The organism is Pseudomonas sp. GW821-FHT07F05, from assembly GCF_059418765.1.
Map to the genome: position 1 here is coordinate 166,817 of NZ_JBWKQL010000003.1, position 25,564 is coordinate 192,380.

Annotated in this window: 20 protein-coding genes; 12 read left to right on the top strand and 8 right to left on the bottom strand. The window is 61.1% G+C overall.

The features are described from left to right. Positions 1 to 19: 19 nt before the first annotated feature. Entirely contained in the window at positions 20 to 1,702 is a 1,683-nt protein-coding gene (gene leuA, locus AC07RO_RS08560; protein WP_495085824.1) for a 2-isopropylmalate synthase, read from the bottom strand. A 382-nt stretch (positions 1,703 to 2,084) separates the two neighbouring features. Here leuA and AC07RO_RS08565 point away from each other — a divergent pair, with 382 nt between their 5' ends. Further along, positions 2,085 to 2,405, top strand: coding sequence for a hypothetical protein (locus tag AC07RO_RS08565; protein WP_495085825.1), 321 nt, complete (start codon positions 2,085 to 2,087; stop codon positions 2,403 to 2,405). Positions 2,406 to 2,488: 83 nt separating this feature from the next. Here the strand turns inward: AC07RO_RS08565 and AC07RO_RS08570 are convergent, their stop codons facing one another. Together AC07RO_RS08570 and xseA are read right to left on the bottom strand one after the other, a co-directional pair. After that, positions 2,489 to 3,286, bottom strand: coding sequence for a peptidoglycan DD-metalloendopeptidase family protein (locus AC07RO_RS08570; RefSeq protein ID WP_495086030.1), 798 nt, complete (start codon positions 3,284 to 3,286; stop codon positions 2,489 to 2,491). 48 nt (positions 3,287 to 3,334) lie between these two features. After that, the gene (gene xseA / locus AC07RO_RS08575; protein ID WP_495085826.1) at positions 3,335 to 4,714 is read right to left on the bottom strand and encodes an exodeoxyribonuclease VII large subunit; all 1,380 of its coding nucleotides are present in this window, start codon (positions 4,712 to 4,714) and stop codon (positions 3,335 to 3,337) included. Positions 4,715 to 4,850: 136 nt separating this feature from the next. Here xseA and AC07RO_RS08580 point away from each other — a divergent pair, with 136 nt between their 5' ends. From AC07RO_RS08580 to guaA, 3 genes are all read left to right on the top strand, one after another. Next, positions 4,851 to 5,399 carry a sugar ABC transporter ATPase gene (locus AC07RO_RS08580; RefSeq protein WP_346630040.1) on the top strand — a complete coding sequence of 183 codons (549 nt, stop codon included), beginning with the start codon at positions 4,851 to 4,853 and terminating at the stop codon, positions 5,397 to 5,399. A gap of 126 nt (positions 5,400 to 5,525) precedes the next feature. Then, the gene (guaB, locus tag AC07RO_RS08585; protein ID WP_172610855.1) at positions 5,526 to 6,995 is read left to right on the top strand and encodes an IMP dehydrogenase; all 1,470 of its coding nucleotides are present in this window, start codon (positions 5,526 to 5,528) and stop codon (positions 6,993 to 6,995) included. 98 nt (positions 6,996 to 7,093) lie between these two features. Continuing rightward, positions 7,094 to 8,671, top strand: a complete 1,578-nt coding sequence (gene guaA / locus AC07RO_RS08590) for a glutamine-hydrolyzing GMP synthase (protein ID WP_122535040.1) — start codon at positions 7,094 to 7,096, stop codon at positions 8,669 to 8,671. Positions 8,672 to 8,767: 96 nt separating this feature from the next. Here guaA and AC07RO_RS08595 read toward each other — a convergent pair whose 3' ends face one another. Then, complete coding sequence (locus AC07RO_RS08595) at positions 8,768 to 11,698, bottom strand: membrane-targeted effector domain-containing toxin (protein ID WP_495085827.1); 2,931 nt, start codon at positions 11,696 to 11,698, stop codon at positions 8,768 to 8,770. Between the two features lie 171 nt (positions 11,699 to 11,869). On the opposite strand from AC07RO_RS08595, the gene AC07RO_RS08600 reads away from it, so the two are divergent. Both AC07RO_RS08600 and tadA read left to right on the top strand, forming a co-directional pair. Beyond that, positions 11,870 to 13,243 (top strand): multicopper oxidase family protein, encoded by a 1,374-nt coding sequence (locus tag AC07RO_RS08600; protein ID WP_346625579.1) that lies wholly within the window; start codon positions 11,870 to 11,872, stop codon positions 13,241 to 13,243. Then, complete coding sequence (tadA, locus tag AC07RO_RS08605) at positions 13,243 to 13,725, top strand: tRNA adenosine(34) deaminase TadA (protein ID WP_346625578.1); 483 nt, start codon at positions 13,243 to 13,245, stop codon at positions 13,723 to 13,725. The genes AC07RO_RS08600 and tadA overlap by 1 nt, the downstream gene beginning before the upstream one ends. A 136-nt stretch (positions 13,726 to 13,861) precedes the next feature. Here the strand turns inward: tadA and mltF are convergent, their stop codons facing one another. Continuing rightward, positions 13,862 to 15,322, bottom strand: coding sequence for a membrane-bound lytic murein transglycosylase MltF (gene mltF / locus AC07RO_RS08610; protein ID WP_282370268.1), 1,461 nt, complete (start codon positions 15,320 to 15,322; stop codon positions 13,862 to 13,864). A 213-nt stretch (positions 15,323 to 15,535) separates the two neighbouring features. Here mltF and purL point away from each other — a divergent pair, with 213 nt between their 5' ends. After that, complete coding sequence (purL, locus tag AC07RO_RS08615; protein ID WP_495085828.1) at positions 15,536 to 19,435, top strand: phosphoribosylformylglycinamidine synthase; 3,900 nt, start codon at positions 15,536 to 15,538, stop codon at positions 19,433 to 19,435. 6 nt (positions 19,436 to 19,441) lie between these two features. Next, a complete protein-coding gene (locus tag AC07RO_RS08620; RefSeq protein ID WP_495085829.1) occupies positions 19,442 to 19,753 on the top strand; it encodes an NGG1p interacting factor NIF3 in 312 nt (103 codons plus the stop codon). 55 nt (positions 19,754 to 19,808) lie between these two features. Here the strand turns inward: AC07RO_RS08620 and AC07RO_RS08625 are convergent, their stop codons facing one another. Next, positions 19,809 to 20,372 (bottom strand): L,D-transpeptidase family protein, encoded by a 564-nt coding sequence (locus tag AC07RO_RS08625; protein ID WP_495085830.1) that lies wholly within the window; start codon positions 20,370 to 20,372, stop codon positions 19,809 to 19,811. Positions 20,373 to 20,422: 50 nt separating this feature from the next. Beyond that, the gene (locus tag AC07RO_RS08630) at positions 20,423 to 20,974 is read right to left on the bottom strand and encodes an NUDIX hydrolase (RefSeq protein WP_495085831.1); all 552 of its coding nucleotides are present in this window, start codon (positions 20,972 to 20,974) and stop codon (positions 20,423 to 20,425) included. Between the two features lie 153 nt (positions 20,975 to 21,127). Between AC07RO_RS08630 and AC07RO_RS08635 the strand changes: the two genes are divergently transcribed. The 4 genes from AC07RO_RS08635 to purT all read left to right on the top strand — a co-directional run bounded on the left by AC07RO_RS08635 (position 21,128) and on the right by purT (position 23,887). Beyond that, a complete protein-coding gene (locus AC07RO_RS08635) occupies positions 21,128 to 21,739 on the top strand; it encodes a CoA pyrophosphatase (protein ID WP_192170764.1) in 612 nt (203 codons plus the stop codon). 61 nt (positions 21,740 to 21,800) lie between these two features. Then, positions 21,801 to 22,325 (top strand): gamma carbonic anhydrase family protein, encoded by a 525-nt coding sequence (locus AC07RO_RS08640; RefSeq protein WP_495085832.1) that lies wholly within the window; start codon positions 21,801 to 21,803, stop codon positions 22,323 to 22,325. Continuing rightward, positions 22,325 to 22,588: a DUF1289 domain-containing protein gene (locus AC07RO_RS08645; RefSeq protein WP_495085833.1), complete on the top strand. Its 264-nt coding sequence runs from the start codon at positions 22,325 to 22,327 to the stop codon at positions 22,586 to 22,588. The genes AC07RO_RS08640 and AC07RO_RS08645 overlap by 1 nt, the downstream gene beginning before the upstream one ends. A gap of 117 nt (positions 22,589 to 22,705) precedes the next feature. Then, positions 22,706 to 23,887, top strand: coding sequence for a formate-dependent phosphoribosylglycinamide formyltransferase (purT, locus tag AC07RO_RS08650; RefSeq protein ID WP_172610874.1), 1,182 nt, complete (start codon positions 22,706 to 22,708; stop codon positions 23,885 to 23,887). Between the two features lie 83 nt (positions 23,888 to 23,970). Here the strand turns inward: purT and AC07RO_RS08655 are convergent, their stop codons facing one another. After that, positions 23,971 to 25,287, bottom strand: coding sequence for an MFS transporter (locus tag AC07RO_RS08655; protein WP_192171048.1), 1,317 nt, complete (start codon positions 25,285 to 25,287; stop codon positions 23,971 to 23,973). Between the last annotated feature and the right edge of the window lie 277 nt (positions 25,288 to 25,564).

A 25,564-nucleotide genomic window follows, 5' to 3' on the forward strand; every position in this document is an offset into this window, starting at 1 on the left:
AGCTTTCTATCCCGAAGCGTTAAGCCGCTTTCGTCGCATCAGCCTGGAGCAGGCCACGATTGAGGGCGCTGAACAGTGCCTTGAAGCTGGCCGTGGTGATGTTCTCATCGATGCCGACGCCGTGTACCGCGCGATCGCCATCCACCCGCAGCTCGATGTAGGCAGCGGCTTTGGCCGTGGTGCCTGCGCCAATGGCGTGTTCGTTGTAGTCCATGATTTCAGCGGACACCGGGAGGCCAGCCACCAACGCTTCCAGTGCGCCGTTACCGGTGCCTTTCCAGCGCAGATTGCTCTCGCTGTCGCCCATGCCGGTCACGACTACTTCGACAGCGCTGTTGCCGTTCTCTTCCTGCAAGCGATGGCTGACCAGTGCATACGGCTTGTTGGCCTGCAGGTATTCACGCTTGAACAGCGAGTAGATCTGCTGCGCGGTCATCTCCAGGCCGAGACGATCGGTCTCGCCCTGAACGACCTGGCTGAACTCGATCTGCATGCGACGCGGCAGGGAGATGCCATATTCCTGTTCCAGCAGGTAAGTAATCCCGCCTTTGCCGGACTGGCTGTTGACGCGGATAACCGCCTCGTAGCTGCGGCCGATGTCGGCTGGATCGATTGGCAGGTACGGCACTTCCCACAGCGTGCCTTCCTTCTGCTGAGTGAAGCCCTTGCGGATCGCGTCCTGGTGAGAGCCGGAAAACGCGGTGTGTACCAGGTCGCCGACGTACGGGTGACGCGGGTGCACCGGAATCTGGTTGCACTCCTCGACCACCTTGCGCACACCGTCGATGTCCGAGAAGTCCAGTTGCGGATTCAGGCCCTGGGTGTACATGTTCAGCGCGACGGTCACGAGGTCGACGTTGCCGGTGCGCTCGCCGTTGCCGAACAGGCAGCCTTCAACACGATCCGCGCCCGCCATCAGGCCCAGTTCGGTCGCCGCGACGCCGGTGCCACGGTCGTTGTGGGTGTGCAGGCTGATGATCACGCTGTCACGACGGGAAATGTTGCGGCAGAACCATTCGATCTGGTCAGCGTAAATGTTCGGGGTGGCGACTTCGACGGTGGCTGGCAGATTGAGGATCACCTTGTTCTGCGGCGTCGCGTTCCACACTTCGATGACGGCGTCGCAGACTTCCTTGGCGAACTCCAGCTCGGTGGCGCTGAACGTCTCAGGCGAGTACTCGAACTGCCACTGAGTTTCTGGCTGCAGGGCGGCGTATTTGACGAACAGCTGAGCGGCATTCACAGCGATGGCTTTCACGCCCGCTTTGTCCTGGTTGAAGACGATGCGGCGGAAGGACGGGCAGGTGGCGTTGTAAAGATGGACGATGGCTTTTTTCGCCCCGCGCAGGGACTCGAACGTCCGCGCGATCAGGTCTTTGCGGGCCTGAGTCAGCACCTGAATGGTGGTGTCGTCGGGGATGTGGCCGTCTTCGATGAGCGTGCGCACGAAGTCGAAATCGGTTTGCGAGGCGGAAGGGAAGGAGGCTTCGATTTCCTTCACGCCGACTTGAACGAGGGTCTTCCAGAAACGCAGCTTTTTGACCGCATCCATGGGCTCGATCAGCGACTGGTTACCGTCACGCAAGTCGGAACTGCACCAGATCGGCGCCGCAGTGATGGTCTTGGAAGGCCAGGTGCGGTCAGGCAGGTCGATGACAGGAAAGGCGCGGTACTTGGTCGAGGGATCTTTGAGCATGGTCATGTGAATAATCCTTGTTGTACTCAGGGCCGAAAGAAGGCGGCCAGCCGGTTGATGCGAGAGTAGCACTGCGGGTGAGCGTCGAGGCACCGCGTTCAGCTTTGCAGTCGTGCACTGACGAGGCAGAGGCAGCGATGTTGACGCATCAGAATGAGGGTGTGAGAGGTTTTCATGTCGCCAAACGTAACCAATGGGGTGAAAGCTGGCAAGCGGTTGCGGAAAATTGATGAATAATCTCGCGTAACTGCATTAGCCGGGTTTTAATCGCGATTTTCTCCAGTTTGTCGCTGGTCCGTTGCTCATGCCGTTGACTCCACGCAACGCGTAGCTCCCAATTGCACTCCCACACTCGATCACCACAACAACCCGTGTAGAGGGCCATCCCATGAAAGAAGCAGACTGGAAAATTCTCAGCCGACTAAGACCTCTAGCCGTGGAGCGCCTTTACGAGCGTATCTGGCAGGACATTCTGAAAAAAACAGCGCTAACGGACAAAGATGCTCGAGACCGCGTCCAAGGTGTCAGGGATGTGGCTAACAAGGGCGATAAACTTGTGGCCAAAGTGTTCGATTCCACCAACTTTTCAAGAGGTAATTTCAGTTTTCACCTCTATGCGCTGGTCGCGGAGGATCTGATTACTGATGAGGAGCTGCGGCAGTTCAGCGATGAAGTCCAGGATCGGCTAAAACTGTGGCGCGAGGGGTGAAGCAGAGCTGACTTCATCCCTGTTCGCATGCGGTTCGGTTTGCGTACCTGATGGCACGCCGCTAAGAGTCCCGTCAAAAGGTGTTACGGCTGAAACGCATTGATGAAAATCGCCGGATCTACCCGCGCGTCATTCAGGCTGACGTTCCAGTGCATGTGCGGCCCCGTTGCGCGACCGGTCGAACCCACGCGCCCGACCACACCACCGCGCGGCACAGCATCGCCGACCTTCACGTCGATCTTCGACATATGGCAGAACATGCTGATGAAGCCCTGCCCGTGATCGACGAACACCGTGTTGCCGTTGAAGAAATAGTTGCCGATCAGAATCACCTTGCCCGCAGCCGGGGACTTGATAGGCGTACCGGCCGGAACCGCGAAATCCAGTCCGGCGTGAGGATTCCGCTCCTCACCGTTGAAGAAGCGTCGCACGCCGAACTTGCTGGAGAGCGGCCCGTCCACCGGCTTGTCCAACAGAAGGTTGCTCGGCGTCACGGGACTGAACGTACGGTAGGCGCGAACCTGCACGTCGAGTTCCTGCTCGATGCGCTTGAGGTCGTCCGGGTTCGGATTGACCTGACGCTGGTTCTTCAGGGTGATGCGCTGTTCAGGGTACTTCTTGTTGCCCACCACGAAAGGCAGGTTGCGGCCGCCGCTGCTGACCTGCTGCGCAGTGCCTGGCTTGACGCTCAGCGGAATGCCGACGATGGCCAGCCAGCGCGCGTCCTGATCCTTGACCACCAGCACCGGTTTGCCCTGCCACGTGGCTTTGGGCGCTTGCGGGGCAGGGCCGAGATCGACCACCGCTACGCCGCCCGGTACGGGCTTGTTGAGCAGGCGGGAAATGTAGCTGTCAGCGTAGGCGGGCAGGGCAGCACACATGACCAATGCAGCAGTTGCCAACGAACGGGTTAGAAAAGAAGGCATTGATCAATCCAGAAGTGAAAGGGTGACAGGCGTCAGATGGTTGTCTTCAACGCGCACTTGCAGCTCGCCGTCTGCCAGCTTTGCCGTCAGGCGCTGACCCTGATGCGTCTGCTCGGCAGCGCGAACGGCCCTGCCGCGTTCATCCAGCAAAATACTGTAACCACGGCCAAGGGTCGCCAGCGGGCTGACCACATTGAGCGTCTGCACCTGACTTTGCAGCTGCAAGCGACGGCTCTTGAGGTTCTCCTTGATCGCACGGGGCAGCCGCTCGGCCAATACCGCCAGGCGCTGCCGCAGAAACATCAGCGTGCGTCCCGGATGTTGCGCGGCCAGGCGACTTTCCAGATGGCTCATGCGCACTTGGCGCTTGTGCATCTGCTGCTCGAAGGCCCGGCGCATGCGCATGTCCAGATCGTCGAGGCGCTGGGCGCGCTGGCGTAACCGTTCACCGGGGTGACGCAAGCGGCGGGAAATCCCGTCCAGACGCAATTGCTCGCGCATCAACCGGTCCTGCATGCGGCTGATCAGTCGGCGCTCCAGGCTGTCGACCCGACGATGCAGATCGCTTGAATCCGGCGCCAGCAGTTCAGCGGCGGCGGAGGGCGTCGGCGCGCGCACGTCGGCGACGAAGTCACTGATCGACACATCCGTCTCATGACCGACTGCGCTGACGATCGGCGTCACGCACGCATCAATGGCGCGGGCGACGGCTTCTTCGTTGAAGCACCAGAGGTCCTCCAGCGAGCCGCCGCCCCGGGCGAGGATCAACGCATCAAAACCACGGCCATCCGCGAGTTTCAGGGCGCGGACGATCTGGCCGATGGCTTCGCGGCCCTGCACGGCAGTGGGGATCAGGGTGAGTTCAACTTGGGGCGCGCGACGGCGAAACACGCTGATGATGTCGCGAATCACCGCGCCGGTCGGGGAACTGATGATGCCGATGCGCTTGGGGTGCAGCGGCAGGGCGACCTTATGCTCGGCGCTGAACATGCCTTCGGCGCTGAGCTTTTCCTTCAACGCATCGAAGGCCAGACGCAGCGCGCCATCGCCAGCAGGCTCAACGGTGTCGAGAATCAGCTGATAGTCGCCGCGACCTTCAAACAGCGAGACCTTGCCGCGTACCTTGACCGCCAGGCCGTCCTTCAACGCCTGACGTACCCGCGCTGCGTTGCTGCGAAACAACGCGCAACGCACTTGGGCGCCGGAGTCCTTCAGCGTGAAGTAAACGTGCCCTGAGGCGGGACGCGAGAGGTTGGAAATCTCGCCCTCGACCCAGATGCTGGAAAACACATCCTCCAGCAGCACGCGTGCGCGGCCGTTGAGCTGGCTGACAGTGAGGACGTCCCGGTCAAGGCCGAGTCTTGCGAAGGGGTCTTTGATCATGGCGGCATCATAAAGGCATTGGGGCACGGGTCACCAGATGAGATCGCCGACGGCGCGCGCCCCGACGGCCGTACTTGACGTCACCGACAGCGCGATTAAGCTGCCGCCCCCCGATTACTCGTCAGACAGGCCCTTCATGGACACCCAAAGCATCATCGTCCCGCAAATCTCCAGCTTTCCTGCGCACGAAGCGAAGGCGCGGGCGATCCTGCGCTGGCTGGTGAAGCTGAACGTCGTCGAAGAATCACTGACCACCTGCGGCCGCAGCTTCAATCGCATGGCTTACGCGATTGCGCCCGGCGCGCGACGCTTCGTTGAAAACCCTGACGCCTTGCCGTTCGGTCAGCCGGTCAACGGTCTGGAAATCGTCCTCAAGCGCTGCATCTATACGCCGCAGCAGGGCTTCAAGGAGGAGGCCGGTTGCCCTGAATGCCGGCGCGAGATCGGCGAAGCCCTGTTCGACAGTCTGGAAGACTGGATGCCGGGCCACACCGACAACTTCATGTGCCCCGAATGCCGCCATGAGGACGACATCAACGGATTCCTGTTTCTGGAGCCGTGCGGGTTCTCGAATCTAGGATTCATATTCAATAACTGGCTGGACGCCGGCTTTAAAAGCAGCTTTATCGAGGCGTTTGCCGAGCGCATGGACCGTCCGGTGTCCTATGTCAAAGTCAGGATGTAGATCTTCGCCACCGTGATTGGGCGCATTAATCCGGTTCATTAGTAAATAGCCTGATCTTTACATTGAGATACTGCAGGTGTCTGGGTACAATGGCGCGCTTCCATTTTCCCGCTCGGGAGCCCAGCGATGCTGCGTATCAGCCAAGAAGCCCTTACATTCGACGACATTCTCCTTGTGCCCGGTTATTCCGAGGTGCTTCCCAACGAAGTCAGTCTGAAAACACGATTGACCCGTGGCATCGAACTCAACATCCCCCTCGTTTCCGCCGCTATGGACACCGTCACTGAAGCCCGTCTGGCAATCGCCATGGCTCAGGAAGGCGGCATCGGCATCATCCACAAGAACATGACCGTCGAGCAGCAAGCTGCCGAAGTGCGCAAGGTCAAGAAGTTCGAAGCGGGTGTGGTCAAGGATCCGATCACCATCGAGGCTGACGCCACCGTTCGCGACCTGTTCGAACTGACCCGTCAACACAACATCTCCGGCGTTCCGGTCCTGCATGACGGCGAGCTCGTCGGCATCGTTACTTCCCGCGACGTCCGCTTTGAAACCCGCCTCGATATCCCTGTCCGCGAAGTGATGACGCCGAAAGAGCGTCTTGTCACCGTCCGTGAAGGCGCCGACAAGTACGAAGTGCGCGATCTGCTGCACAAGCACCGTCTGGAAAAAGTCCTGATCGTCGACGACAAGTTCGCGCTCAAGGGCATGATGACCGTCAAGGACATCGAGAAATCCAAAGCCTGGCCTCTGGCGAGCAAGGACGACCAAGGTCGTCTGCGTGTCGGCGCTGCAGTCGGCACCGGTAAAGACACCGGCGAACGCGTCAGCGCACTGGTTGCTGCGGGCGTGGACGTCATCGTTGTCGATACCGCACATGGCCACTCCAAAGGCGTGATCGACCGCGTTCGCTGGGTCAAACAGAACTTTCCTGACGTGCAAGTCATCGGCGGCAACATCGCCACCGGCGCCGCTGCACGCGCACTTGTTGAAGCAGGCGCTGACGGCGTCAAGGTCGGCATCGGTCCTGGCTCCATCTGCACCACCCGTATCGTCGCTGGCGTGGGCGTCCCGCAGATCAGCGCCATTGCCAACGTGGCCTCGGCACTGGAAGGCACAGACGTTCCCCTGATCGCCGACGGCGGCATCCGTTTCTCGGGTGACCTGTCCAAGGCCATCGTTGCCGGTGCGTACTGCGTGATGATGGGTTCGATGTTTGCCGGTACTGAAGAAGCGCCGGGCGAGATCGAGCTGTTCCAGGGTCGTTCGTACAAGGCGTATCGCGGCATGGGTTCGCTGGGCGCAATGTCCCAGGCCCAGGGCTCGTCGGACCGCTACTTCCAGGACTCGTCCGATGGCGCGGAAAAACTCGTACCGGAAGGTATCGAAGGCCGCGTTGCGTACAAGGGTTCGCTGACTGCCATCGTTCACCAGTTGATGGGCGGCCTGCGCTCGTCGATGGGTTACACCGGCAGCGCCGACATCCACGAAATGCGCACCAAGCCTGAATTCGTGCGCATCACCGGTGCCGGCATGGCCGAGTCTCACGTTCACGACGTGCAGATCACCAAGGAAGCGCCGAACTACCGCGTAGGTTGATCGGAACGCGCCTGATGACTCAGGCGCGCTTCACGAATTGTTTACCGGGGCTGTTCATGACAGCCCCGTCTTGTTTCTGATTTTCGACGAGAATGACTATGGCCCTCGACATTCACGCCCACCGCATCCTGATCCTGGACTTCGGTTCCCAGTACACCCAGCTGATCGCCCGTCGCGTTCGCGAAATCGGCGTGTACTGCGAGCTGCACCCGTTCGACATGTCGGACGAAGCGATCCGCGAATTCGCCCCGAAAGGCATCATCCTCGCCGGCGGCCCCGAGTCCGTCCACGTTGCCGACAGCCCGCGCGCGCCCCAGGCCGTGTTCGACCTGAACGTGCCGATCTTCGGGATCTGTTACGGCATGCAGACCATGGCCGAGCAGCTCGGTGGCCGCGTCGCCGGTTCCGAATTGCGTGAATTCGGTTACGCCCGTGTCGACATCGTCGGCAAGAGCCGCGTGCTGGATGGCATCGAAGACCACGTCGACGCCGATGGCGTTTTCGGTCTCGACGTGTGGATGAGCCACGGCGACAAAGTCACTGAAATCCCGGAAGGCTTCCACGTACTGGCCAGCACCCCGAGCTGCCCGATCGCCGGCATGGCCGACGACACCCGCGGCTACTACGGCGTGCAGTTCCACCCGGAAGTGACCCACACCAAGCAGGGCGGTCGCATCCTGTCGCGCTTCATCCTCGACATCTGCGGCTGCGAAGCGCTGTGGACCCCGTCGAAGATCGCTGAAGACGCCATCGCCCAGGTTCGCGCCCAAGTCGGCACCGACAACGTACTGCTCGGCCTGTCTGGCGGAGTTGACTCCTCGGTGGTCGCAGCGCTGCTGCACAAAGCCATCGGCGACCAACTGACCTGCGTCTTCGTCGACAACGGCCTGCTGCGTCTGCACGAAGGCGAGCAAGTCATGGCCATGTTTGCCGAGAACATGGGCGTCAAGGTCATCCGCGCCAACGCTGAAGACCAGTTCCTCAACAACCTGGCCGGCGAAAGCGATCCAGAGAAGAAGCGCAAGATCATCGGGCGCACCTTCATCGACGTCTTCGACGCAGAGTCGACCAAGCTCGACAACATCAAGTACCTGGCCCAGGGCACCATCTACCCTGACGTGATCGAGTCCGCTGGCGCCAAAAGCGGCAAGGCCCACGTCATCAAGTCGCACCACAACGTGGGCGGCCTGCCGGAAGAGATGAACCTGAAACTGGTCGAGCCACTGCGCGAACTGTTCAAGGACGAAGTCCGTCGTTTGGGTCTCGAACTCGGCCTGCCGTACGACATGGTCTACCGCCACCCATTCCCGGGCCCGGGCCTGGGCGTGCGCATCCTCGGTGAAGTGAAGAAGGAATACGCCGACCTGCTGCGTCGCGCCGACCATATCTTCATTGAAGAACTGCGCAAAGCCGACTGGTACCACAAAGTCAGCCAGGCCTTCGTCGTGTTCCAGCCGGTGAAATCGGTTGGCGTCGTCGGCGACGGCCGTCGTTACGCCTGGGTCGTCGCCCTGCGTGCGGTAGAGACTATCGACTTCATGACCGCACGGTGGGCACACCTGCCTTACGAGCTGCTGGAAACGGTGAGCGGCCGGATCATCAATGAGATCGAAGGCATTTCGCGCGTGACGTATGACGTGTCGAGCAAGCCGCCTGCGACGATTGAGTGGGAATGATCAAATTCTGATCTGAACTCGTTATAACGTCGTAGCCTAAAGGCCGGGGGGCATCAACGCATCCCCCGGCTTTTTTGCATTCAAAGCTTCAAAGCCTCACCGCACCAACGTCATCCCCATCAGCTCCAGCGCTGACGTCAAATCCCCCAACGTCTCAAACCGACGTCCGCTCACTCGCTGCCACTTCGGCCGGTCGATAAAGACGCGCTTGCCCTCCCGTTTGATCTCGGTACGAACAGCCAAGCCTTCATTGCTGCGGTGAACGAGGGTCAACTGACCGTCACTGTCATCGAGGGTGAACATGCCCGCTCGAAGCAGTTTGTTCTCCAGGCTGAGCTCAATCCGGGGCGCGGCGACCAGAACCTGCAGACGCAGATCACTCTGCACTCGTCCCGCACGACGGCCCACCGTGTCGGTCGTTTCAATACCGGGGTCTGACGTTATTCCCGCTGACTCTGCCAAACGAACGTCCTCAATGCGCAGCCCTACAACCCCTTCCAGTTCCGCGATACCGGGAACACCCTGGTACGTATTGGCGTGGGAGTTACCCACAAGTGCCACCCAGTTGCCGTCGCTTCTCGCCCCTTGGTCCGCGTCGATGACGCCCTTGGCGTAGTAGTTCATCACCTTCTGCCGCAGCGTTTGCTCCGCGCCTTCCATGCCGTCGACGCGGTAGCTCGCCATGCAGTCGATTGCCCGAATGCGCACGCGGTTTTCTTGCGCGGATTTGAGCACGGCCATGAAGGTGTACTTTCCGGTTGGGTCAGTTCGATGGCCTTTGTCCAGCGTCTTGATGTACTCCTCGAGCTGAGACGACAAAGTGCCGGTTCTCGAAAAAGCATCCAGATCAGCCTGATGGAAGTCGGTGAGCATGTGCTCCATGTAGAGGGTTTTCACCTTGAGCTTGGCGAGTAACGGCATCTGTTCAATGAGAAATTGCTTGCTGCCGATCCCGGCATGACTCTCGCCGATGACCAGGCCCGACGAGCGTTTGAATAGGCTCTTGAGAACGCTTTTGAGCGGCGCGTTGGCAGGCAGTTCGGGAATCTCTGGACGCTTTGGCTGTTCTAGCGTGTTGAAGAATGCGTTGGCGTCGTCTCGCAGATTGCGACGGATGCGCTTGAACTCGTCGTACGGGTCGGGCTTGTCGAAATCGGGACTGCGATAGCGATCGTCGACAAAGCGACCGCCATACTGCGCGCCATCCATGACCTCCGGTTTCAGCGCGTCGGGGATTTCGTATGGGCTGGGAGGGGTGGTCGTCTGCGGAGAAACGCCGACACCACGACCGGGCCACATCCTGCCGAGCACCTTCCCGCCGCCTGACAGGCCCAGGGGTGTGACAGGCTCCCACGTGCCGGCGCTGTTAAGTCGCACAGGCAAGTTTCGGTAAAACGAGAAGGGATTTTCCGGATCAATGATGGCCCAGGATTTGAGCTCGTTGATGTAGCGAACGGCGTAGGCGAAGCCATCGACCTCGATAAACGTCTCGCCCTGATCAGTCAGGTAGATGCCTTTCATACGGCCTTCGCGTATGGGTTCGAAGGCGTCCAGCAGCATGTTGGTCTCGAAGGAGGCCAGCCCATCGTTGCGTTCAAAGGGGTAAACGGATTCTGGTTCGAAGCCCGGCGTTTCCACGAATTGATCAATAGGCTCATCGACTTCGGGTACTGGTTCCCCCTCGGGTTTAGGCCGCAGCAACTCGCCTTCCGATATCGCTTCCCCGCCGACAAGAAAGGTGCTGTTGAACAGGACGTCGATGCTGGCCGTCACAGCGCCGACAACCCCCGCCTTGCGTTGCGCCGTGCTTGCGCCGTTCAGGGCCTGATCGATATTCAGGCCCATGTCGGCGATGCCCGCGCCGACGGCTGCCAGCGCAATCGGCCAGTCAATCGCTGCCAGCGCACCGGAAAGCTGAGAGAACGACCGCAGATAACCAATCCACATCTGTTTGCGCAGATCGCCGTTGGAGTGCAGCGCCAGGTCTGCGTCGGCCAACATCCGCGTGCGGATTGAGTCGCGCAGATGAGTGAACGGGTCGCCCGACACGTGCTGGCTGTGTTGATTGATCACGCCGGGATGCGCCCCGCCCCATGTGGTGTAAAGCACGTCCAGGCCGTGAAACAACCCGATGTTGTCGTCAGCCTCGCCGTAGGCTGACAGCGGGAAGTGACCCATGAAACGCGCGCGTCGCTCCGGGCGGTTGTTTTGCGACAGCAGCCACCAGTGCAGTTCTTCCGGCGTCGCAAAAGCATGAAACGCCTGCACTTCGCCGGGGGTGTAGAGAATCTGTCGGCCGCCGGCGGTCACGATGCGCAGGATATCGCTGGCCTCGTAGCCGATCACGTCGAAGGTCCAGACGCTCGCTTCGGCGCTGGCCGGAGCGCTGGCTTGAAGGGTTTCCAGGCTCGGTGACTCGTACGGTTCAACGTTCGCCGCACATAGAACGCTTCGCAGGTCTTCGTCGCTGAGCCATCCCGCGTGACGGTCTTCAAGGGCGTTGGCGATGAAGTTGGCCTTCGCCATGGTGCGGAAGTGATCGGCGAAGTCGCGCCAGAACGCCTTTAGCTTCTCGTGATAGCGGGATTTGAAATCCACTGACCAAAACTCACCCATGACCTGAGCGGGCAACATCCTGACCTCGTTTCGCTCATCGAAGGCTTCCGCATCGGCGTCTGCGGTGTAGAACCCGCTAAGCATCTGCAGGGTGTCAGCGTTGTCCTGGTCGTGGGGATTGAAACGGTGCATGACCAGCTGCGGGAGGGTCATCGACTGATAGGGCGCGTCGCGGTGCTGCCAGCCATTGAATGATCGCGGACTGCTGACCGCCGTGTGGAAGCGGTGCCAGTAAACCGTGTCGGGTTCGGCGTCGTGACCGGTCTGACGCAGGAGGATTTCCCGGGCGATGCTGCGGGCCATTTCACGCATGTCCGGGCAGGCCTCGACCAGACGCTCACTTATTCTGATGAGGGCGGTTCGATCCTGGTCCAGGGTTGCAGAGGACAGGTGATTAGCTGCGGTGGTCATATTCGTCTTCCTTGATGAACGGGAAGACAAGCTTGGCGGGATTGCCGATTGATTTGGCACTAAATATGTATTGCGTACGCGGTCTTCTTAAATTTCTGTAAGTGCAGGTGTATCGTGTCCGCCCCTCGCATCGTTCAAGGATGCGACCCGTCGTTTGAGGTTTTTTCGTACATGTCTTTTACCCGTCGACAGATACTCGGAGGTCTGGCCGGTCTTGCCGTGGTCGGGCTTGGCGCGGGCGGTGCCTCAAGGTATTGGCTGGGCAAGCGCGGGCCGGGCGAAGGGCACGATTACGAACTGATTGCCGCGCCGCTGGACGTCGAGCTGGTTGCGGGACACCAGACGCCCGCCTGGGCATTCGGCGGTTCGGCGCCGGGCACTGAATTGCGGGTCAGGCAGGGCGAGTGGCTACGGGTGCGCTTCATCAATCACTTGCCTGTAGAAACCACGATTCACTGGCACGGCATCCGGCTGCCGCTGGAAATGGACGGCGTGCCGTACGTCTCGCAATTGCCGGTCAAGCCGGGCGAGTATTTCGACTATAAATTCCGCGTGCCGGACGCCGGCAGTTATTGGTATCACCCCCACGTCAGCAGCAGCGAGGAGCTCGGTCGCGGGCTGGTCGGGCCGCTGATCGTCGAGGAGCGCGAGCCCACCGGGTTTGCCCACGAACGCGTGGTCAGCCTGAAGAGCTGGCACGTTGACGAGGAGGGCGCTTTCACCGATTTCAGCGTCATTCGCGAGGCCGCACGCGAAGGTACGGCGGGGCGATTGTCCACGATTAATGGCGTGCCACAAGGCGTCGTCGAGCTGCCTGCCGGGCAGATCACCCGGGTGCGTATTCTCAACCTGGACAACACGGTGACCTATCGTCTGAACCTGCCGGGCGCTGAGGCGATGATCTACGCCCTGGACGGCAACCCGGTCAAACCGCGCGCGCTGGGCAAGGATTACTGGCTGGGGCCGGGCATGCGCATCTGTCTGGCTATCAAGGCGCCTGCCGTCGGTGAAGAGATATCCCTGCGCAACGGCCCCGTGCGGCTGGGCACCTTTCGCTCGGTCCCCAACAGCGATGCGCCGGGCGAATGGCCGCCTGAGCTGCCGGCGAATCCGGTCGCCGAGCCTGATCTGGCCACTGCCGAGAAGCTCAATTTCAATTTCGAGTGGGTCGGTTCAGTGTCGGTGAATGTCGACAACGGCAAACCGCCCAGCTTGTGGCAGATCAATGGGCAGGCCTGGGACATCACCGACAAGACCTGTGCCGACCGGCCGATCGCCAGGCTTGAGCGAGGCAAGAGTTACATCTTCGAGCTGAAGAACATGACGCAGTATCAGCATCCCATTCACTTGCACGGCATGAGCTTCAAAGTCATCGCCTCCAATCGCAAGGACGTGATTCCGTACTTCACCGACACCTACCTGCTGGGGCGCAATGAGCGCGCGCGCGTCGCTTTGGTGGCGGATAATCCCGGCGTATGGATGTTTCACTGCCATGTGATCGATCACATGGAAACCGGTCTCATGGCCGCTATCGAGGTCTCCTGATGCGTCAGCCGCCTATCATCGATCGCAGCCGCGATCAGCACTTCATGCGTGCAGCCCTGGCGCTGGCAGCGGAGGGTGCGTTGCTGGGCGAGGTGCCGGTCGGCGCGGTGGTGGTGCAGGACGGTGAAATCGTGGGCCGCGGTTTCAACTGCCCCATCAGCGGCAGCGACCCCAGCGCCCACGCCGAGATGGTCGCCATTCGTGCGGCGGCGCAGTCGCTCAGCAATTACCGCTTGCCGGGCAGCACGCTGTACGTGACCTTGGAACCCTGCAGCATGTGCGCCGGTTTGATCGTCCACTCGCGCATCACCCGCGTGGTATATGGCGCGACTGAGCCGAAAGCGGGGGTGGTGCAGAGTCAGGGCCAGTTCTTCACACAGCCTTTCCTGAATCATCGCGTGCTGTTTGAAGGCGGGGTGCTGGGGGAGGAGTGCGGGACGATGCTGAGCGAGTTTTTCAGGATGAGGCGAGCGAAGGGGTAGCTGGAGCTGGGTTTGCTGTCAGGCCGTGTGAGTGAAATCACTACACCTCCAGCGCCTCGGAATCAGTCTTCGTGAGCAAGCTCACTCTCACAAGTCCTGTGTTTTTGAGGCCATCCCGGACAGTTTCTGGCGCTGACTAAAGCGGCGCTTTCTCTTCCGACGGCTTGGTCTTGTCTACCCCGGGCACATGCAACGAGCCCTCCGCGACCTGACCGCCCTCCATCTGTGGCTGCGTCACCCACGTCAGGATGTCGTAATAACGACGGATGTTGGCGACGAAACTGACCGGTTCGCCCCCCCGGGCATAACCGTAGCGGGTTTTGCTGTACCACTTCTTCTGCGACAGACGCGGCAGCATCTTCTTTACGTCCAGCCACTTGTTCGGGTTCAGGCCTTCGCTTTCCGCCAGCTTGCGCGCGTCATCCAGATGGCCTGTGCCAATGTTGTAGGACGCCAGCGCCAGCCAGGTACGATCGGGCTCCTGAATCGAGTCGTCGAGCTGTTCCTTGACGTAGGCAAAATACTTGGCGCCGCCCTGAATACTCTGTTTGGCGTCGAGCCGATTGGACACGCCCATGGCCTGGGCCGTGCTCTGGGTGAGCATCATCAAGCCGCGCACGCCGGTCTTCGACGTCACGCCCGGCTGCCACAAGGATTCCTGATAACCGATTGCCGCCAGCAAACGCCAGTCGACCTGTTCAGCCTTGGCGGCGGTCTGGAAGTGCTTTTCGTACTTGGGCAGGCGTTCCTGCAAGTGCTGGGCGAAGGTGTAGGCGCCAACGTAACCGAGCACGTCGACATGCCCGTAATAGCGGTCTTTGAGCCGCTGCAGCATGCCGTTTTTCTGCATTTTGTCGAGATAGGCGTTGATCTCATTGAGCAGGCTGTTGTCATCGCCTAACGCCACTGCCCAACGCTGATCGCGGCCATCGCCGAGGTCGAAGCCAACGCGCACGTTGGGGAAATACACCTGGTTCATCGCCAGTTCGTTGGAGTCCACCAGGGTCAGATCGATCTGGCCCTCGTCCACCATGCGCAACAGGTCGACGACTTCGACCTGATCGGACTCTTCGTAGTTGATGCCGGGGTACTTGACCTTCAGCGCTGCCAGTTGCTCGGCGTGGCTGCTGCCTTTAAGCACGAGGATGCGCTTGCCGACCAGATCGCCCGGATCGGTGGGGCGCGACTGACCGTTGCGGTAAACGACCTGAGGGGTGACTTCAAGATAGGAGTGGGAAAAACGTACCTGCTTCGCGCGGTTTTCGCTGCTGACCAGACCCGCTGCCGCCAGCACCGGCCCGCCGGGTTTGCCCATCTGATCGAACAGGTCGTCGAGGTTGTCGGCGGCTTCGATTTTCAGTTCAACGCCCAGATCGTCGGCGAAGCGCTTCACCAGTTCGTACTCAAAACCGGTTTCACCGTTGCGGTCCTGAAAATAGGTCGCCGGGCTGTTGCGGGTGACGACGCGCAAAACGCCATCCTCCTTGACTCGTTCCAGCGTGTTGGGTTTCTCCACACACGCGCCGAGCAGCAGGAAGATTCCGGTTGCGATGAGCCACTTGGCACAGCGTGGGCGGAAATCTGATTGGGAAAACATCGGTGCAGTATACGCAAAGCAGCCATACCGCCATATCTCGACAGCGCGGGTCGCGTCTGATAGAGCAGAGGATTTTTTACCTTCCGACGCAGGCAAGCGCCCGGAGCCGACATTCGGGTGCATCCCATGCCGTGGTTTCGGGTGCCGACGGTGAGCGATTAGGCTAGAATGCACGGCCTCAAAGCACACCCCCTTCCCGAGGCTGTCCCGACGATGTTGATCCTGCGTGGTGCTCCCGCCCTTTCCGCCTTCCGCCACAAGAAATTACTTGCGCAGCTGAACGATAAAGTTCCGGCTGTCAGTGGCCTGTACGCTGAATTCGCCCACTTCGCTGAGGTCAATGGCGTCCTGACCGAAGACGAGCAGCAAGTGCTTGCCCGCCTGCTGAAATACGGTCCGAGCGTACCGGTGCAGGAGCCCGCGGGCCGTCTGTTCCTGGTCCTCCCGCGTTTCGGCACCATTTCGCCATGGTCGAGCAAGGCCACCGACATCGCGCGCAATTGCAGCCTGACTAAGATCCAGCGTCTTGAGCGCGGTATTGCCTTTTATGTAGAAGGTCAGTTCAGCGACGCCGACGCACAGCTGATCGCCGACGCGCTGCACGACCGCATGACCCAGATCGTACTGGGCGCGCTGGAAGAGGCCGCCAGCCTGTTCAGCCACGCCGAGCCCAAGCCGCTGATCGCCATCGACGTACTGGGTGGCGGCCGCGCGGCGCTGGAAAAAGCCAACGTCGAACTGGGCCTGGCCCTCGCCGAAGACGAAATCGATTATCTGGTGAACGCGTTCACCGGCCTCAAGCGCAACCCCCACGACATCGAACTGATGATGTTCGCGCAGGCGAACTCCGAGCACTGCCGTCACAAGATCTTCAACGCCAGTTGGGACATCGACGGCCAGAGCCAGGAAAAAAGCCTGTTCGGCATGATCAAGAACACCTATCAGATGCACAACGAAGGCGTGCTGTCCGCTTACAAGGACAACGCTTCGGTGATCGTCGGCAGCGTTGCCGGCCGCTTTTTCCCGAATCCTGAAAGCCGCGAGTACGGTGCGGTTCAGGAGCCGGTGCACATTCTGATGAAGGTCGAAACCCACAACCACCCGACGGCGATTGCTCCGTTTCCGGGCGCAGCCACTGGTTCCGGCGGCGAGATCCGCGACGAGGGCGCAACCGGCCGTGGTGCCAAGCCGAAAGCCGGCCTGACCGGTTTCACGGTGTCCAACCTGAACATTCCGGGTTTCGAGCAGCCTTGGGAAAAGCCGTACGGCAAGCCCGAGCGCATCGTGACGCCGCTGGACATCATGATCGAAGGCCCGCTGGGTGGCGCGGCGTTCAACAATGAGTTCGGTCGTCCGGCCCTGACCGGTTATTTCCGTACCTTCGAGCAGTCGATCAGCACGCCACACGGCGATGAAGTTCGCGGCTACCACAAGCCAATCATGCTCGCAGGCGGCATGGGCAACATTCGCGAAGGGCACGTGCAGAAAGCCGAAATCACCGTCGGCGCCAAGCTGATCGTGCTCGGCGGCCCGGCGATGCTGATCGGTCTGGGTGGCGGCGCAGCTTCCTCCATGGCTACCGGCACCAGCTCGGCTGACCTGGACTTCGCCTCGGTACAGCGTGAAAACCCGGAAATGGAACGCCGTTGTCAGGAGGTCATCGACCGCTGCTGGCAGCTGGGTGAGGCCAACCCGATCGCGTTCATCCATGACGTCGGCGCGGGCGGTCTGTCCAACGCCTTCCCGGAACTGGTCAACGACGGCGGACGCGGCGGCCGCTTCGAGCTGCGCAACGTGCCGAACGACGAGCCAGGCATGGCGCCGCTGGAAATCTGGAGCAACGAGTCCCAGGAACGTTATGTTCTGGCGGTCAGCGCCCCTGATTTCGAACGCTTCAAAGCCATCTGTGAACGTGAGCGTTGCCCGTTTGCGGTGGTAGGCGAGGCGACTGAAGAGCCGCAACTGACCGTCACCGACAGCCACTTCGGCAACAACCCTGTCGACATGCCGCTGGAAGTGCTGCTGGGCAAGGCCCCGCGCATGCACCGTTCGGCCGAGCGTGAAACCGAGCTGGGCGACGACTTCGACCCAAGCGCCCTCGACATCGAAGAAAGCGTGCAGCGCGTGTTGCATCATCCGGCCGTGGCGAGCAAGAGCTTCCTTATTACCATTGGCGACCGCAGCATCACCGGTATGGTCAATCGCGACCAGATGGTCGGCCCGTGGCAAGTGCCCGTGGCGGACGTCGCCGTCACCGCAACCAGCTTTGACGTGTACACAGGCGAAGCGATGGCGATGGGCGAGCGCACTCCGCTGGCCTTGCTGGATGCTCCGGCGTCCGGTCGCATGGCGATTGGCGAGACCCTGACCAACATCGCGGCGTCGAGCATCGGCAAGATCTCCGACATCAAGCTGTCCGCCAACTGGATGTCCGCCGCCGGCCACCCGGGCGAAGACGCGCGTCTGTACGACACCGTGAAAGCGGTCGGCATGGAGCTGTGCCCCGAGCTGGGCATTACCATTCCGGTGGGCAAGGACTCGATGTCCATGAAGACCCGCTGGAGCGACGAAGGCGCCGAGAAAACCGTGACCTCGCCGCTGTCGCTGATCGTTACCGGTTTCGCACCGGTCACCGACATCCGCAAGACCCTGACCCCGCAACTGCGCATGGACAAGGGCCTGACCGATCTGATCCTGATCGACCTCGGCCGTGGCCAGAACCGTATGGGCGCGTCGATTCTCGCCCAGACCCACGGCAAGCTCGGCAGCGTCGCGCCGGACGTCGATGACGCCGAAGACCTCAAAGCCTTCTTCGCCGTCATTCAGGGCCTCAACGCCGATGGCCACCTGCTGGCCTATCACGACCGTTCCGACGGTGGCTTGATGGCGACCGTGCTGGAAATGGCGTTTGCAGGCCATTGTGGCCTGAACCTCGAGCTCGATACGCTGACCGGCAAGCGCGAAAAAGTCGCGGCCATTCTGTTCAACGAAGAGTTGGGTGCAGTGATCCAGGTTCGCCAGGACGCCACGCCGCTCGTGCTTGCACAGTTCAGCGCTGCCGGCCTGGGCGAAGATTGCGTCGCCGTGATCGGCAAGCCGATCAACAACAGTGACGTGATCATCAGCCTGAGCGGCGACACCGTGTTCAAAGGTGATCGCCGCCTGCTGCAGCGCCAGTGGAGCGAAACCAGCTATCAGATCCAGCGCCTGCGTGATAACGCCGATTGCGCCGATCAGGAATTCGATGCGCTGCTGGAAGAAGACAACCCGGGCCTGAACGTCAAGCTGGGCTATGACGTCAACGACGACATCGCTGCGCCTTACATCAAGAAGGGCGTTCGCCCACAGGTGGCAGTGCTGCGTGAGCAGGGCGTCAACGGTCAGGTTGAAATGGCGGCTGCCTTCGACCGCGCCGGTTTCGCCTCGGTTGATGTGCACATGAGCGACATCCTTGCCGGTCGCGTCGACCTCAATGACTTCAAAGGTCTGGTCGCGTGCGGTGGTTTCTCCTACGGCGACGTACTGGGCGCCGGCGAAGGCTGGGCCAAGTCCGCGCTGTTCAACAGCCGTGCACGGGATGCGTTCCAGGGCTTCTTCGCCCGCAGCGACAGCTTCGCGCTGGGTGTCTGCAACGGTTGCCAGATGATGTCCAACCTCAGCGAACTGATCCCGGGCAGCGAGTTCTGGCCGCACTTCGTGCGCAACCGCTCGGAGCAGTTCGAAGCGCGCGTGGCGATGGTCGAAATCCAGAAGTCGGCGTCGATCTTCTTGCAAGGCATGGCCGGCTCGCACATGCCGATCGCCATCGCGCACGGTGAGGGTCACGCCGAGTTCAAGACCCCTGAAGCGCTGATTGAAACCGATCTGTCCGGCACCGTTGCCGTGCGTTTCGTCGACAATCACGGCAAGGTCACTGAAACCTATCCCGCCAACCCGAATGGCTCGCCCCGTGGTATCGCGGGTCTGACCACGCTCGACGGTCGCGTCACCATCATGATGCCGCACCCTGAGCGTGTGTTCCGCGCCGTGACCAACTCGTGGCGTCCGGATGAGTGGGCTGAAGATGGCGCGTGGATGCGCATGTTCCGTAACGCGCGCGTCTGGGTTAACTGACCGCTGATGTACAAGCTGGCCTTCTTTGTGCCACCGAGCCATGTGGAGCAGGTCAAAAGCGCGTTGTTCGCCGCCGGTGCGGGGCGAATCGGCGCGTATGACCGCTGCTCATGGCAGGTGCTCGGGCAAGGCCAGTTTCGCCCGCTGGACGGCAGTCAGCCATTCATCGGGCACGCCGGCGAGGTCGAGCAGGTTCAGGAATGGAAGGTCGAGCTTGTCGTGTCAGATGAGCTGATCGGGCAGGCGGTTGCTGCGTTGAAGGCCAGTCATCCTTACGAAGTACCGGCTTATGACGTGTGGAAACTGGAAGATATCTAGCTTTCCCCGCAGCCTTGCTTTAGACAGATGCGTTCTGCATGACCCCCGCAGCTACTTACGGCCTGATCTCGATCATCGTGCCGTCTTTCACCAGATCCCACACCTCACGAATATCGCTGTTGCGCATCGCGATGCAGCCGTTCGTCCAGTCGAGCGTGTGGAAATACCACTCCGGGTAATCGTCATTGATCGGCGTACCGTGGATCATGATCATGCTGCCGGGCTTCAGGCCTTCGCGACGGGCGCGTGCGGCATCGGAAATGTTGGGGTAGGAAATGTGCATCGACAGGTTGTAGGCGTCGCTGGTCTTGCGCCAGTCGAGCCAGTAGAAACCTTCCGGTGTGCGCTGGTCTCCCTCTTGCAGTTTCGGTCCGATGGGCGCTTTGCCCAGTGAGATTCGATAGGTCTTCAGCGCCTCGCCACGGCTGATCAGCTGCAGCTGATGCGCGGATTTGAGCACCAGCACCTTATCGATGGTCCGGTCCGCGATGTTCTGGGTGTCGACAACCTTACCGCCGACGAACTTCTGTTCGCTGCCTTTGGGCACGATGGTCTGAGTGAACGCAGCCTGGGACATCGGCACAACCGACAGGCATAAAACGGCAAGCAACCAACGCATGAAAAGGGTATCCCTGAAGCCTGCGCGGCAATCGCGCGCCGTCGTCTTGATCAAGTGGTTTTATGAGGAGGTGTGACGGACAGGCAATCGGTGTGCACCTGGAAATCCTGCTGCCGCCGGTCGCGGAAAAAGCATTCTAGGGTACGTCTGACGGTCTGGAAAGCCAGCTCCGACCACGGGATATCGGCTTCGTCGAACAACTTCACTTCCAGGCTTTCGATGCCGGCCGCGAACTCCGGTCTGACCAGCTTCGAGCGGTAGAAGATGTGCACCTGGTTGATGTGCGGCACATCGATCATTGAATACAGCTGCAGGTCCTCGACCTCCGCGCAGGCTTCTTCAAGTGTCTCGCGGCGCGCGGCCTGCTCGACACTTTCGCCGTTTTCCATGAAACCGGCGGGTAACGTCCAGTAACCCAGTCGTGGTTCGATGGCGCGACGGCACAGCAACACTTTCTCGCCCCACACCGGCACGACGCCGGCCACGATGTTGGGGTTCTGGTAGTGAATGGTGTCGCAATGTTCACACACGTAACGCGGGCGGCTGTCGCCCTCGGGGATACGCTGGATGACCTGTTCGCCGCAGTTGCTGCAGAATTTCATGATCGAATCGGGTTCCTGTTGGCAGCGGCTATCTTGAGCTGTAGCGCGGGTGGACGGCAAGAGGCGTCTTGCGCGGGCGGGTTGTCCTACAAGACTTGGGCGCATCGTCGCTTTGGTGCATGATGCCGGGCAGGCAACCGATCGAGAATTCCCATGCTGGATGAGCTACTTCACCGTATGAGCAGCCACACGCCGGTGATGCTGGAAACGGACGCGCGCTTTCCCGAGGCCGCCGTGCTTCTGCCCATCACTCGCAGCGCAGAGCCCGAACTGGTGCTGACCCTGCGCGCCAGCGGCCTGTCGACCCACGGCGGCGAAGTGGCCTTTCCGGGCGGACGGCGTGATCCGGAAGACCCTGACCTGATCTTCACGGCGCTGCGCGAAGCCCAAGAGGAAATCGGTTTGCCACCGGGTCTCGTGGAGGTGATCGGCCCGCTGAGTCCGTTGATCTCCAAGCACGGCATCAAAGTGACGCCCTACGTCGGCGTTATTCCCGACTTCGTTGAATACACCCCTAATGATGGCGAGATCGCGGCGGTCTTCAGCGTGCCGCTGGATTTCTTCCGCCAGGATGCGCGCGAACACACCCACCGCATCGACTATCAAGGGCGCAGCTGGTACGTGCCGAGTTACCGCTTCGGCGAGTACAAGATCTGGGGCCTGACCGCGATCATGATCGTCGAGCTGATGAACCTGTTGTTCGACAGCGGCATCGACCTCAACGAACCGCCCAAACGATCAATCATCCACACGCTGAAATCCTGAGCCACGGCCGCGCCGAGCGATGAGAACCGAGCCATGAGAACCGAGCCATGAGGAGCAGACCATGAAGTACCGCCTGGGCGATGCCCGCGTCGACGCGCACGTCAGCAGCTGGATCGCGCCGACAGCGACTGTCATCGGCAATGTGCGCTTGCAGGCCAACGCCAGCGTCTGGTTTGGCGCCGTGCTGCGCGGCGACAACGAGCTGATCGACATCGGCGAAAACAGTAACGTGCAGGACGGCACCGTCATGCACACCGACATGGGCTCGCCGCTGACCATCGGCCGCAACGTGACCATCGGCCACAACGCGATGCTGCATGGTTGCAGCGTGGGTGACAGCACGCTCATCGGCATTAACTCGGTCATCCTCAACGGCGCGAAGATCGGCAAACACTGCATCATCGGCGCGAATTCACTGATCGGCGAAGGCAAAGTCATTCCTGACGGTTCACTGGTCATGGGCTCGCCGGGCAAGATTGTCCGCGAGCTGACTGACGCACAGAAGCAGATGCTCGACGCCAGCGCCGCCCACTACGTCCACAACGCCCAGCGCTACGCGCGTGACCTGGCCCCGCAGGAAGATTGATGTCCAGCGCCGAACCCCCCATCCATGCAGCACCCGTCGATGAACAGCCGATCCGTGAAAAGCCGGTCCGCTCGCCCTGTGTGAGCATTTGCGCACTGGACGACGCCGACATCTGCACCGGTTGCCAGCGCACCGTGGCCGAGATCACCGGCTGGAGCCGAATGGACAACCAGGCGCGCCATGCCGTGTTGCTCGCCTGCGATGAGCGGGCGAGGGCGAGTGGGATGATGTTTCAGGTGAGTGGCAACAGCCCTCGACGTTGAATCAACCCTGCGCCGCTGCATCCCATTCCCCGGCCTTCATGGTAAATTGCGCGCCTTTCTACCTGCGGTTGCTTGCACACGGCGAGCAACCCTCGACCTGCTCCACGAGGACCTGAGATGACTCAAATCGGAACTCCACTGTCGCCGACCGCGACCCGCGTTTTGCTCTGCGGTTGCGGCGAGCTTGGCAAGGAAGTGGTGATCGAGCTGCAACGCCTGGGCGTTGAAGTGATCGCCGTCGACCGTTACGCCAACGCTCCGGCGATGCAGGTCGCGCACCGCAGCCACGTGATCAATATGCTCGACGGCGCCGCCTTGCGTGCGGTCATCGAATCCGAGAAGCCCCATTACATCGTCCCGGAAATCGAAGCCATCGCCACCGCGACCCTGGTGGAGCTGGAGTCCGAAGGCTTCACGGTCATTCCGACGGCCCGCGCTGCGCAGCTGACCATGAACCGCGAAGGTATTCGTCGTCTGGCCGCTGAAGAGCTGGACCTGCCGACCTCGCCGTATCACTTCGCCGACACCTTCGAAGACTACAAAAAAGCCGTCGAAGACCTGGGCTTCCCGTGCGTGGTCAAGCCGGTGATGAGTTCGTCGGGCAAAGGCCAGAGCCTGCTGAAAACCGACGCTGACATCCAGAAGGCCTGGGACTACGCCCAAGAAGGCGGTCGTGCCGGCAAAGGCCGGGTGATCATCGAAGGCTTCATTGATTTCGATTACGAAATCACTTTGCTGACCGTGCGTCACGTCGGCGGCACCACCTTCTGCGCGCCGGTCGGGCATCGTCAGGAGAAGGGAGACTATCAGGAATCGTGGCAGCCCCAGGCCATGAGCCCGGTCGCATTGGCCGAGTCCGAGCGCGTCGCCAAAGCGGTAACCGAAGCGCTGGGTGGCCGTGGCCTGTTTGGCGTCGAGCTGTTCATCAAAGGCGATCAGGTCTGGTTCAGCGAAGTCTCGCCGCGTCCCCACGACACCGGTCTGGTCACGCTGATTTCCCAGGACCTGTCGCAGTTCGCGCTGCACGCCCGGGCCATTCTCGGTCTGCCGATCCCGCTGATTCGCCAGTTCGGGCCATCGGCGTCGGCGGTGATTCTGGTGGAAGGTCAATCGACCCAGACGGCGTTCGCCAACCTGGAACAAGCCCTGAGCGAACCGGACACCGCGCTGCGCCTGTTCGGCAAGCCCGAGGTCAATGGTCAGCGCCGCATGGGCGTGGCTCTGGCCCGTGACGAGTCGATCGAAGCGGCCCGTCGCAAGGCCACTCGCGCTTCGATGGCGGTGAAGGTCCAGTTGTAAGCTTTACGCTGAATAGAAACGGCGCCCTCAGGGGCGCCGTTTTTGTTTGGCTGTTGCGTCGCTAAAAAAGAGATCCGGTGTGATCAGGCAATCGTATCCAGGTCTGCGTGCCGGGTTTCTTTCAGGCACAGCACGGCGATCACGCTGATCAACGCCGCCGCCGAGACATACCCACCGACCCAGCTCAGGCCGCCCATTTCCACCAGCTTCTGTGCGAAGAACGGCGCGACCGAGGCACCGACAATGCCACCGATGTTGTAGGCCGCCGACGCGCCGGTATAACGCACCCGCGTAGGAAACAGCTCCGGCAACATCGCCCCCATCGGCGCGAACGTAACGCCCATCAGAAACAGCTCGATCGACAGGAACAGCGTCACCGCCCAAGTCGTGCCGTGGGTCAGCAAGGGCTCCATCAGAAAGCCCGACAGGATCGCCAGCACGCCGCCGATCACCAGCACCGGCTTGCGACCAAATCGATCACTCGCCAATGCCGAAAGCGGCGTCGCCAGGGCCATGAACAGCACCGCAAAACACAGCATGGCGAGAAACGACTCGCGGCTGTAACCCAAGGTTTTCACCCCGTAGCTTAGCGAGAAGACGGTGGAAATGTAGAACAGCGCGTAGCACACCACCATTGACGCTGCCCCCAGCAGCATCGGCTTCCAGTACTGACCGAACAGTTCGGCAATTGGCAGTTTCACACGCTCATGGCGGGCGATGGCCTTGGCGAAAACAGGCGTTTCCTCAAGCTTCAGCCGCACGTACAGCCCGATGATGACCAGCACGGCGCTGAGCAGAAACGGCACGCGCCAGCCCCAGGAGCGGAATTGCTCGTCGTCCAGCGTCATCGCCAGCGTCAGAAACAGCCCGTTTGCTGCAAGGAAACCGATGGAAGGACCCAACTGCGGAAACATGCCGAACCACGCACGTTTGCCCTTGGGCGCATTCTCGGTGGCCAGCAGCGCCGCGCCGCCCCATTCGCCGCCCAGTCCGAGGCCTTGGCCGAAGCGCAGCACGCAGAGCAGAATCGGCGCCCATGAGCCGATGGCGTCGTAACCCGGCAACACGCCGATCAGCGTGGTGCAGACACCCATGAGCAACAGGGAGGCGACCAACGTCGATTTGCGGCCGACACGGTCACCGAAGTGGCCGAACAGCGCCGAGCCCAGCGGACGTGCGAGAAAGGCGATCCCGAACGTTAGAAACGCCGACAGCATCTGTGCGGTGCTGGAAGTTTGCGGAAAGAACACCGGGCCGATCACCAGCGCGGCGGCTGTGGCGTACACGTAGAAATCGTAGAATTCGATCGCGGTGCCGATGAAGCTGGCGGTGGCGACGCGGGCCGCAGAGTTGGCGGGGCGGGTTTCGCTTTCGTCGCGGGTTGGACAGGCAGAAGTCATGGTCATGCGGATATCCCTGGCAGTCGTATCGCCTGTCAGCGGGAGACGAAATTTCGTGCGCGCGCTGCGGCAATCGTAATTGTTGTTTTGGGTCCAGCGCTGAACAGATTAGCCCGGATGCGGGCAAAGGCGCGTGGCGTGCTCGGGATGGGAGCGAAGGCCAGGGTGTCGCGTGAGCGGTCAGGCTGTGTGACTGGCCGGATCGCGCGTTGTGCGGGTAGCACGCGGATCGGCGGGGCTGGGTAAGCGGATCGATTATAGGAAGGGGATTGGCGCG